Origin of the sequence: Kitasatospora sp. NPDC056446 (assembly GCF_042796115.1) — a bacterium.
In the GTDB taxonomy this organism is placed as follows: Bacteria; Actinomycetota; Actinomycetes; order Streptomycetales; family Streptomycetaceae; genus Kitasatospora.
Genome location: NZ_JBHTRF010000146.1, coordinates 1 through 6,560, shown reverse-complemented (window position 1 = coordinate 6,560; position 6,560 = coordinate 1). Strand labels below are relative to the sequence as shown.

5 protein-coding genes are annotated in these 6,560 nt (G+C 75.5%); 4 read left to right on the top strand and 1 reads right to left on the bottom strand.

Translation table 11 applies throughout. The features are described from left to right. The first annotated feature begins 393 nt into the window (after nt 1–393). Both ACFQ6N_RS39785 and ACFQ6N_RS39780 read left to right on the top strand, forming a co-directional pair. A complete protein-coding gene (locus ACFQ6N_RS39785) occupies nt 394–1,815 on the top strand; it encodes an acyl-CoA synthetase (RefSeq protein ID WP_380659050.1) in 1,422 nt (473 codons plus the stop codon). Between the two features lie 337 nt (nt 1,816–2,152). Next, nucleotides 2,153–3,022 (top strand): C40 family peptidase, encoded by an 870-nt coding sequence (locus tag ACFQ6N_RS39780; protein ID WP_380659049.1) that lies wholly within the window; start codon nt 2,153–2,155, stop codon nt 3,020–3,022. 168 nt (nt 3,023–3,190) lie between these two features. Here ACFQ6N_RS39780 and ACFQ6N_RS39775 read toward each other — a convergent pair whose 3' ends face one another. Continuing rightward, nucleotides 3,191–4,105 (bottom strand): PfkB family carbohydrate kinase, encoded by a 915-nt coding sequence (locus tag ACFQ6N_RS39775; protein ID WP_380659048.1) that lies wholly within the window; start codon nt 4,103–4,105, stop codon nt 3,191–3,193. Between the two features lie 446 nt (nt 4,106–4,551). Here ACFQ6N_RS39775 and ACFQ6N_RS39770 point away from each other — a divergent pair, with 446 nt between their 5' ends. Together ACFQ6N_RS39770 and ACFQ6N_RS39765 are read left to right on the top strand one after the other, a co-directional pair. After that, complete coding sequence (locus ACFQ6N_RS39770; RefSeq protein ID WP_380659047.1) at nt 4,552–5,619, top strand: NUDIX domain-containing protein; 1,068 nt, start codon at nt 4,552–4,554, stop codon at nt 5,617–5,619. A gap of 244 nt (nt 5,620–5,863) precedes the next feature. After that, nucleotides 5,864–6,560 (top strand): DUF4184 family protein (locus tag ACFQ6N_RS39765; RefSeq protein WP_380659046.1); only part of this gene is annotated, 697 nt, incomplete at its 3' end.

The following is a 6,560-nucleotide window of genomic DNA, read 5'->3' as shown; positions in this document are numbered from 1 at the left end:
GACGCACACCGCCGCGGGTAAGGCCCCCACGGCATCATCCCCCGCAAGGCCCGTCGGGCGGGGCACCGGACAGCCGGTGCCACGCCCTCCGTCGTCCCCGGAGCACGGTCGGCCCGGCGGCGGCCCGTAGAGTCGGCGCGAGCGCACGACGGGTACGACGTGCATGCATGAGCCGCAGTCGCATGTCGGCGTGTGGGCATGAGCGATCCTCATGGGCGGCCCTCATGAGGCGCGCGCATGGGCTGATGCCCATGAGGTGCACGCATGACGTGCGCGCGGGGCGTGGGGCATGAGCCGCACGCATGATGACGGGTCATGAGCCGCGCTCATGACCCGGTCGGGTGACGTGAGAAGCGCCGCGCGAGGGCGCGGGACGAGGGCGAGGACGGTGGCATGGCACTGCTGACGGCACTTCAGGGCGGTTTCGGCGACGCTGCGGATGCGCTGCGGATCGACGGCCGGGCGCTCTCCCGGGAGGAACTGCTGGGGGCGGCGACCGCCGTCGCGGACCGGGTCGCCGGTGCGCCCGCGCTGGCGGTGCTCGCCCGGCCCACCGTCGAGACGGTCACCGCCGTGGTCGGCGGACTGCTGGCGGGCGTCCCGGTGGTGCCGCTGCCACCCGACTCGGGGCCGAAGGAGCGGGAGCACATCCTGCGTGACTCGGGCGCGGTACTGCTGGCGCACGCCGCCGGCGAGGCGCTGCCCGAGGGCACTCCGGTGGCGGGGCTGCCGGTCGATCCGTTGGAGCGCTCCGCCACCACGTACGCCGAGCCGGCCGCGGACTCGACCGGCTTCGTGCTCTACACCTCGGGCACCACCGGGGCGCCCAAGGGCGCCGTGATCCGGCGCGAGGCGATCGCCGCCGACCTGGACGCCCTGGCGGCGGCCTGGGAGTGGACCGCCGGGGACACCCTCGCGCACGGTCTGCCGCTGTTCCACGTGCACGGTCTGCTGCTCGGCGTGCTCGGCGCCCTGCGCACCGGCAGCCGTCTGGTGCACACCGGGCGGCCCACCCCGGCCGGGTACGCGGCGGCCGGCGGCAGCCTGTACTTCGGGGTGCCAACCGTCTGGTCCCGGGTGGCTGCGGACCCGGAGGCGGCGGCCCGGCTGGCCTCGGCCCGGCTGCTGGTCTCCGGCAGCGCGCCGCTGCCGGTACCGGTGTTCGAGAAGCTGGCCGCGCTCACCGGGCACGCCCCGATCGAGCGCTACGGGATGACCGAGTCGCTGATCACCGTCAGCACCCGGGCGGACGGCGAGCGGCGGCCCGGCAGCGTCGGCCTGCCGCTGGACGGGGTGCGCACCCGGCTGGTCGGCGAGGACGGCGCGCCGGTGCCGTACGACGGGGAGAGCGTCGGTGAGCTGCAGGTCTCCGGCCCGACGCTGTTCAGCGGCTACCTCAACCGGCCGGATGCCGACGCCGAGGCCTGGACGGCGGACGGCTGGTTCCGCACCGGGGACGTCGCGGTGATCGGGGCGGACGGCTTCCACCGGATCGTCGGCCGGGCCTCGGTGGACCTGATCAAGAGCGGCGGCTACCGGATCGGCGCGGGCGAGGTGGAGGCCGCGCTGCGCGACCACCCGTCGGTCGCCGACGCGGCGGTGGTCGGCGTGCCGGACGAGGACCTCGGACAGGCGATCGTCGCGTACGTGATCCCGGACGGCGCCGTGACGGGCGACCAGCTGACGGCCTTTGTGGCGGAGCGCCTCTCGGTGCACAAGCGGCCGCGCCGGGTCGTGCTGGTGCCCGAACTGCCCAGGAACGCACTGGGAAAGGTGCTGAAGAAGCAGCTGCTGGCGGAGGCGGACGGCCGGTGATGAGGGGGCGTCGGGCCACCCCGCGGTGACGGGCTCTCACCCTGATGCGCCGTCGGTGCTCACCGCCCGTGACCCTTCCATTGGCGCACTCCACTGCGCGCCGTGAGCGGACGCGTGCCTAACGTGACACGCAGGCAGAACCGAATCCCCGGGTGACACGTCGCGGCCTCAGGTCGCACGGCCGGAGGCCGCGACGTGTCGGGCGGGGATCTGCCGAGTCGTCCGTACCGGCGTCGCCGGGGCGGACGGCGGGTTCGAAGCAGGTCCGCAGCCGCCCGTCGGGCGGCAGTTCGCAGCGATCCGCAGCGATTCGCAGCAGTGAAGGAAGTCAGTAGGGATGACCACCGTCAACACCGGCGCGCCGGATGCCGCCGCCGAACCGACCGGGCAGCAGAACGCCGCCACCGCCCGCTCCTCCCGTCCGTCCCGGGCCGCCCGGCTGCGCCGGGGGATAGGCATGGTGGCCGTGATCGCGACCGGAGCGGGTGTGGTCGGCCTCGGTACCGGCGCCACCCCCGCGGCGGCCGAGTCCGCGCCGGCGCACGCCGGGTGGGACGGCTCGCGGTACTGGTTCAAGAACAGCCAGGGGCAGTGGCGCTGGACCTCGCACTACGACGTCTACCTGGCCCGGACCGGCGGGGCGAAGTCCTCGGCGAAGCCGTCGGGCGGCGCGAAATCAGACGGGGGGATCAAGCAGGGGTGGGACGGGTCGCGGTACTGGTTCCGCAACAGCAAGGGCGAGTGGCGCTGGACCTCGCACTACGACATCTACCTGGAGCGGACCGGGGGCGGCTCCTCGTCCTCGGGCTCCTCGGGCTCCTCCGGCGGCTCGGTCGCCGAGGACCAGGACGTCGAGTCCGCCGTGGAGTTCGCGCTCGCCCAACTGGGCAAGCCGTTCCGGACGGCGGGCAACGGGCCGGACGGGTACGACTGCTCGGGCCTGGTGCAGCAGTCCTTCAAGCGGGGCGGCATCAGCCTGCCGCGCGTCGCCAACGACCAGTACGCGGCGACCACGCCGATCAGGGCAAGCCAGCTGCGCCGCGGTGACCTGCTGTTCTGGTCGCCCGACGGGACCGCCCGGGGCATCCAGCACGTGGCGATCTACCTGGGCGACAACCAGTACGTCGAGGCCGCGCGGCCGGGGACCAACATCCGGATCTCGCGGATCAGCAGCGGCTACTACCCGTCGTACATGGGGCGGCCGTAGCGCGTCCGTAGGTCCGCACGTCGGGGGCGCCCGGTGGGGTCGGCGCCTCCGACGTGTGCCGTTGTGCCCGGCGGCCGGCCGTTCGGTGCGCGGCGGCTCGGTGGGTGACGGCTCGGTGCACGGCTGTCCGGCGCGCGGCCGTTCGGTGCGCGGCCGTCCGGCGGGTGGTCAGAGGTCCGTCGGGCGGGGGAGGGCACCGCGGGCGCCGAGGGCGGTGACGGCGAAGGCCCCGGCGGCGACGGCGGTGGCGGCCGCGGCGGGGAGGTCGGCGCCCCGGGCGAGTCCGGCGGCGAGGGCGCCGCAGAAGACGTCGCCCGCCCCGGTGGTGTCGACCACCCGGACGGCGGGGGCGGGCAGCCTGCGCAGTCCTCCGTCGACGGCGACCAAGGCGCCGTCCCCGCCGAGCGTGATCACGACGCCCTCCGCGTGGGCGGCCAGCGCCCGGGCTGCCTCGGCGAGGTCGTCGGCGCCGGTGAGCTGGCGGGCCTCGACGGCGTTGGCGACGACCAGCGGGCGGCGCCCGGCCGGCCCGGCGTCCGGCAGGGCACCGGCGGGGGCGGTGTTGTGCAGCCAGCGGGTGCCGCCGGAGGGGCCCGCGGCGGGCAGCGCGGCGGCGGTGGCGCGGATGCATTCCTCGGGGACCTCGTTGCTGGTGAGGACCACGTCGACGGGGAGCAGGTGGAGCCGGGCCAGGGCGGCGGTGACCTCGTCCGGCGTCAGGTGGGCGTTGGCTCCGGGGACGACGACGATGCTGTTCTCGCCGGACGGGTCGACCATGACGATCGCCTGACCGGTGGGCGCGTCGGGGTGCGTGAGGACGGCGCCCGTCTCGACCTCCGCGCCGTGCAGATCGGCGAGCGCCGCTGTTCCGTCGGCGTCGCACCCGATCTTGGCGACCAGGTGCGTCGCCGCCCCCATCCGGGCCGCGGCCACCGCCTGGTTGGCGCCCTTGCCGCCGAAGCCCTGGGTGGCGGCGGTGGCGAGGACGGTCTCGCCCGGGGAGGGGAGCACCGGGCAGCGGAGGATCCGGTCGGTGTTGACCGATCCGATGACGACGACTCGGCCGACGGGCAGCAGTTTCATCGTTCCTCTGTACGCGCCGGGGTGCGTGCGGCGCAAGCGTGCGGCGGCGCCGGGACGGCTGGACGAGTGGACCGGGCTGACGGGTGGGAAGGCCGGGTACCGGGTGGGGGCGCGGGCGGTTGGGGGGCGTGAGCAGCGTGTGGCCGGGGGCGTGAACGGCGTACGGGTGGGCGTGCGCGGGAAGTCGGCCCACCCGATGTCCTGTGCGTTACCAGTGGTGAAGGGGTGCAATTTTGATGTAGACCGGTCTGTATATTTTCGACTGTGAGCGCCTGGCCTGGGCACATGCCCCTGTCACGGGGCAGACCGGGGCGCGCGGGCGGGCGCGGCGGGGAGGTATGGGGAGCGGCGTGGCGCGGGTACCACCACGGGTGGCGCTGGTTCAGCCGACGGGGGCGCTGCCCGGTGCGAACGGCATCGGGGGAAGTCGAGGGGCAGGGGACGTTGTGATCGTCTGGGTCAATGGCACATTCGGGGCGGGCAAGACGAGTGCCTGCCGCGAGCTGGTGGAAATGCTGCCCGGGAGCGTGCTCTTCGATCCCGAGCTGGTGGGCTTCGGCCTGCGCCGGATGCTGCCGGCCGACCGGCTGGCGACGGTGTCCGACTTCCAGGACCTGGCGGCCTGGCGCCGCCTGGTCCCCGAGACGGCGGCGGCGCTGCTCAGCGAGGTCGGGGGCCCGCTGGTGGTCCCGATGACGCTGCTCAGAGAGGACTACCGGGACGAGATCTTCGGTGACCTCGCCTCCCACGGGATCACGGTGCACCACTTCGTGCTGGACCCAGAAGAAACGATCCTGCGTGAGCGCATCGCGCACCGCGAGGAGTGCCCGGGCGATCCGGAGGCCAGCGAGCGGGTCCGCACCTGGTGCCTCGAACACCTGCCCCGCTACCGCGCCGCCCGTCGCTGGCTGGTCGGCGACGCCCGGATGGTCGACACCAGCGGGCTCACACCCCGGGAGACCGCGCTGCGGATCGCCGAACTGGTCCGGGTCGGCGCCGCGCGCTGCCCGATCGTCCAGAGCCCGGACCCGACCGGCGACACCGTCGCCTCCGCCGTCCTGTTCTTCGACGAGCAGGAACGCGTCCTGCTCGTCGACCCCGTCTACAAGCCCGACTGGGACTTCCCCGGAGGCGTGGTCGAACGCGGCGAGGCGCCCACCGACGCCGCCCTGCGCGAGACCGCCGAAGAGCTGGGCCTGCGCCTCGACCCGTCCGGACTGCGCCTGCTCGCCGTCGACTGGGAGCCGCGCACCGGCCCTCGCCGGGGCGGCCTGCGGCTGATGTACGACGGCGGCCTGCTGGACGAGGAGGGCCGCCGGAACCTCCTGCTGCAGCAGGAGGAACTGCGCAGCTGGCGCTTCGTCACGCTGGACGAGGCGGCGGAACTGCTGCCCCCGAGCCGGTACCGGCGCCTTGCGGCGGCGCTGGAGGCCCGGCGGATCGGCGAGCTTCGGTACCTGGAGGCGGGGTGCCGGGTGGCCGTCGGGCTGGCCAGCACGGCGGACGCGGCGTAGCCGGGTCGCCGGCTCTCGGGTGCCGGCTCTCGGGGCTGGAGCTCTCGGCGGGCCGGGGCTCTCGGCGGGCCGGGGCTCTCGGCGGGCCGGGGTTCTCCGGCTCTCGGGCTTCCGGGGGGGCGGGGGTGCTCGGGGCTGAGGTGCTCGGGGCCGGGGTGCTCGGGGACCGGGAGAGGGGGCACCGGCCCGGTGGTCCGTCGGGCCGGGTTCGCGGGGCCGTCGGTGCGGGCGCGAGGATGGGGGCATGCCGTTCACCCTGAGCCACCCCGCCGCCGTCCTGCCCCTGCTGCGCCGCGCCGGGGTGCGCGGGCCGTTGGTGGCGTCGGCGCTGGTCGCCGGGTCGATGGCGCCGGACGTGCCGTTCTTCGCCGAGTCCCTGCTGCCCGGGGTGTACGGCCACGGCGGGCTGACGCACCGCTGGTGGGCGGTGCCGACGCTGGACGTGGCGATCGCCGGCGCGCTGGTGGCCGGTTGGCACGGGCTGCTGCGGGGGCCGCTGGTGGCGCTGCTGCCCGAGCGGTGGGCGGGCGGTGCCGAGGCGCTGACGGTCCGGCGGGTCGGTGCCGGGGCGGGGGCAGGGATGGACGCGGGTGCGGGCACGGGCGCGGGTGCCGCCTGGTTCGTGGCGTCGGCGGCGATCGGCGCGGCCACCCACGTCGGCTGGGACGCGTTCACGCACGGGGGCCGGCTGGGTGTCCGGCTGCTGCCCGTCCTGGACCGGCGGGTGGCCGGCGTCCCGGTGTACGAGGCGTTGCAGTACGGCAGTTCGGCGCTCGCGTTGGTGGCGATGGGCGGTTGGGCGGCACGGGCCGTGCGGGCGGCCGAACCGATGAGGCCCGCCGTCGGGTTGGCGCCCCGGACGCGGCGGGCCCGGCCGCGCCACCGCCGGCGCCCCCCCGCGCCCCCGGGGGGCGTCCCCCGCGGCCCCCCCCAAAGCCACC